Origin of the sequence: Pseudonocardia sp. (assembly GCF_025965585.1) — a bacterium.
Taxonomy (GTDB): Bacteria; Actinomycetota; Actinomycetes; order Mycobacteriales; family Pseudonocardiaceae; genus Pseudonocardia.
Map to the genome: position 1 here is coordinate 1 of NZ_JAOPWR010000258.1, position 3,707 is coordinate 3,707.

Genomic DNA, 3,707 nt, shown 5'->3' on the forward strand with positions numbered 1-3,707 from the left:
GGGCGCGGGTCGACGTCGCCGGCGGCGTAGTGGGCCGCGGTGCCCGCCAGCCCCTGCGACGCGGCGAGGATCCCGACCGCCGTCACGTCCTTGAGGGCGAGCGTCCGCGTGTCGACCGTGGAGGGCGTGCCCGCCAGCCCGACGTAGACCACGCGCTTCCCGGGTTCGACGAGGTCGAGCGCCAGCGCGGGGAGCGCGGCGGCGTTGGAGGCGTCGACCACGGCGTCCCAGGGCGGCGCGGGGAGCTCGGCCCGCGTCCACACCGGGAAGGAGCCGAGGTGACGTGCGAGGTCGGCGGTCTGCGCGTCGCGGGCCATGAGGTGCACCTCCGCGCCCTGTGCGCGGGCGAAGGCGGCCACGAGCAGCCCGATCGCGCCGGTGCCGAGGACGAGCAGGCGGTCGCCCGCGACGAGTCCCGCGGCGCGGACCGCGCGCAGGGCGTTCCCGCCGGGTTCGACGAGCGCGCCCGCCGTGTCGTCGACGGTGTCGGGCAGCGCGAGCAGCGCCGTGGCGGGCACGGCGAGCTGCTCGGCCAGCGCGCCGGGGAAGCCGCCGCGGATGCCGATCTCGACGCGGTCGGCGCACACGTTGTGCCGCCCCGCACGGCAACGGGCGCAGTGCCCGCAGCCGAGCATCGTGTCGCCTGTGACGCGGCGGCCGAGCCACGCGTCGTCGACACCGGGCCCGACGGCGGCGACGACGCCGGACCACTCGTGCCCCAGCCGCATCGGGTACGCGGCGTGGCCCTGGTGCAGGTATGCCATCTCGCCGGTGAAGAACTCGACGTCGGTGCCGCACACCCCGACCCGGTGGACGTCGACCACGACCTGTCCGGACCCCGCGACGGGCGCGTCGACCTCCTGTACCCCGCCCACGTTCGGTGCTGTGACGACGAAGGCCCGCATGGTGGGATGGTCCCAGAAGAGATCGACACAGCGATCCTCGAGGGAAGGACGGCCCGTCCGTGGGCGAGCAGCGCAGCTCCCAGTGGTATGCCGGCACCGACCGCAACGCCTACATCCACCGGGCCTGGATGCGCCGGGGTCTGCCGGCGCACGCGTTCGACGGGCGCCCGCACATCGCGATCGCCAACACCGCCTCGGACCTGACGCCGTGCAACGCCCACCTGAACGAGGTGGCGCGCAGCGTGGAGCACGGCGTCCACGAGGCAGGCGGGATCCCGCTGAACCTGCCCGTGGTGTCGCTGGGGGAGACGCTCGTGCGCCCGACGGCGATGCTGTGGCGCAACATGGCCGCGATGGCGACGGAGGAGATGCTCCGCGCCAACCCGGTCGACGGCGTCGTGCTGCTCGGCGGCTGCGACAAGACCATCCCCGCGCTGCTGATGGCGGCCGCATCGGTCGACCTCCCGGCCGTGGTGGTGCCGGGCGGTCCGATGCTCACCGGCACCTTCCGCGGGCAGCCGCTGGGCTGCGGCACCGACGTCTGGCGGCTGTCGGAGGAGGTGCGCGCGGGGACGTTGTCGCAGGAGGAGTTCACGCGCTCGGAGTCGTCGATGATCCGCAGTCGCGGGCACTGCAACACCATGGGCACCGCCTCGACGATGGCGATCGTGGCCGAGGCACTGGGCATGGTGCCGCCCGGGCTCGCGGGCACGCCCGCCGCCGACAGCCGGCTGCTGGAGGGCGCGCACGACGCCGGGCGGCTTGCGGTGGAGATGGTGGCCGCCGGTCGCAGGCCCAGCGACGTGCTCACCCGCGCCTCGTTCCTCAACGCGATCGTCGCTCTGGCAGCGGTCGGCGGGTCGACGAACGCGGTGGTGCACCTGCTGGCCATCGCCGGGCGACTGGGCGTCGAGCTCACGCAGGACGACTTCGACCGCACCGGCGCGGGCGTCCCGCTGCTGGTGGACCTGCAGCCCGCGGGCCGGTTCCTGATGGAGGACCTGCACCGCGCGGGCGGCCTGTCGGCGGTGCTGCGCGAGGTCCAGGACCTGCTCGACCCGGACGCGATCACCGTGACGGGCCGGCCGTTCGTCGAGCACCTGGACGAGGCCCGGATCTGGGACGCCGAGGTGATCCGCACGCGGGAGAAGCCGCTGCAGGACCACGCGGGGATCGCGGTGCTCTACGGCAACCTCGCGCCGTCCGGTGCGGTGATCAAGCCGGCGGCGGCGTCGGAGCACCTGTTGCGCCACCGCGGGCGGGCGGTGGTGTTCGACTCGATCGAGGACATGCACGCCCGCATCGACGACCCCGGCCTCGACGTGGACGCCGACTCGGTGCTCGTCCTGCGCGGCTGCGGCCCGAAGGGCTACCCGGGCATGCCGGAGGTGGCGAACCTGCCGCTGCCCGCGAAGCTGCTGCGCGAGGGCGTGCGCGACATGGTGCGCATCTGCGATGGGCGCATGAGCGGCACGGCCTACGGCACGGTCGTGCTGCACGTGACGCCCGAGGCGGCGGCGGGGGGTCCGCTCGCGCTGGTGCGCACCGGCGACATGATCGTCCTGGACGTGGGCGAGCGCCGGCTCGACGTCGACGTGCCGGCCGAGGAGCTCGCCGCGCGCGCCCCGGACCCGGCCACCGTCGCCGCCTACGCCGCGCCGTCGCGTGGGTGGGAGCGGCTCTACGTGCAGACCGTGGGGCAGGCGAACACCGGCGCCGACCTCGACTTCCTCGTGGGGTCCAGCGGCGACGCGGTGTCGCGCGAGTCGCACTGACCCTCAGAGCGGGAAGCCGAGCTCGCGGCACGGCGTGTCCCAGAGGATGCGGCGGCGGTCGGCCGCGTCGGGCACCTGCCGGGCCAGCAGGGCGAGCAGCGGGCCGTAGTCGACGCGTTCGGGCATGCGCAGGAACGGCCAGTCCGACGCCCACACGCACCGGTCCGGTCCGAACTCCGCCACGAGCGCGGCGATGAACGGGTCCAGGTCGGCGTGCGGGTAGGGCTCGCGGGAGACCTTGACGCACCCCGACAGCTTCACCACCGCCCGCCCGTCGCGTCCCCAGCACAGGAGCTCGCGGAAGCCGGGCGCGTCGACGCCGGTCGTGGGGTCGGGACGACCGCAGTGGTCGACGTGCACCCGCACGCCCGACCGTCGGAGCAGCGGGGCCAGCTCGACGAGCTGGTCGTCGACCACCTGGACGTCGGCGATCATGTCGAGCGCCTCGAGGTGGGCCAGGAACGGGCCGGCGTCCGCGTAGTGCCCGACACCGAGCAGCGCGGCGTTGAGGGTGACGCCGAGGACGCCACCTTCGCGTAGTTCGGCCAGCTCGGACCGCGCGATGTCGCCCCGCACCACCGCCATCCCGCGGTAGCGGCCGGCGCCGGCGGCGAGGGTGTCGAGCAGGAGGCGGTTGTCCTCGCCGTAGCCGGAGTTGGGGCCCACCAGCAGGGCGCGTTCAACCCCGTGCCAGTCGAGCACGCCCGCGAGCCGGGCGGGCGTGCCGAGCTCCTGGCCGGCAGGTGCGTAGTACGTGTCGGCCGCGTACGGGAAGCGGGTCGGGTCGAACACGTGCACGTGGCAGTCGATGATCCGCTCGCCGGACGTCGCCTCCACGGACTGATCATCGCGCCTGCCGCTGCCGGGGTGGCGCTCCTACCGGCCAGCGGGACCGGCGGGCACGCGGGTGAGCCCGGCCAGGGCCTGCGCGCAGGCGAGCAGCCCGTCGCGCAGGTGGTCCACCTGCTCGCCGGTGAGCGCGTCGAGCATTGCGTCCTCGATCCGGTCGACCGCCTCGTCGCAGGCG

Annotated in this window: 3 protein-coding genes; 1 reads left to right on the plus strand and 2 read right to left on the minus strand. The window is 74.6% G+C overall.

All coding sequences use genetic code 11. The features are described from left to right. Nucleotides 1-905 (minus strand): alcohol dehydrogenase catalytic domain-containing protein (locus JWR81_RS16685; RefSeq protein ID WP_297652935.1); only part of this gene is annotated, 905 nt, incomplete at its 3' end. A gap of 59 nt (nt 906-964) precedes the next feature. Between JWR81_RS16685 and JWR81_RS16690 the strand changes: the two genes are divergently transcribed. Then, complete coding sequence (locus tag JWR81_RS16690; RefSeq protein ID WP_297652938.1) at nt 965-2,680, plus strand: IlvD/Edd family dehydratase; 1,716 nt, start codon at nt 965-967, stop codon at nt 2,678-2,680. Between the two features lie 3 nt (nt 2,681-2,683). Here JWR81_RS16690 and JWR81_RS16695 read toward each other — a convergent pair whose 3' ends face one another. Further along, entirely contained in the window at nt 2,684-3,517 is an 834-nt protein-coding gene (locus JWR81_RS16695; RefSeq protein ID WP_297652941.1) for an amidohydrolase, read from the minus strand. Nucleotides 3,518-3,707: the final 190 nt, after the last annotated feature.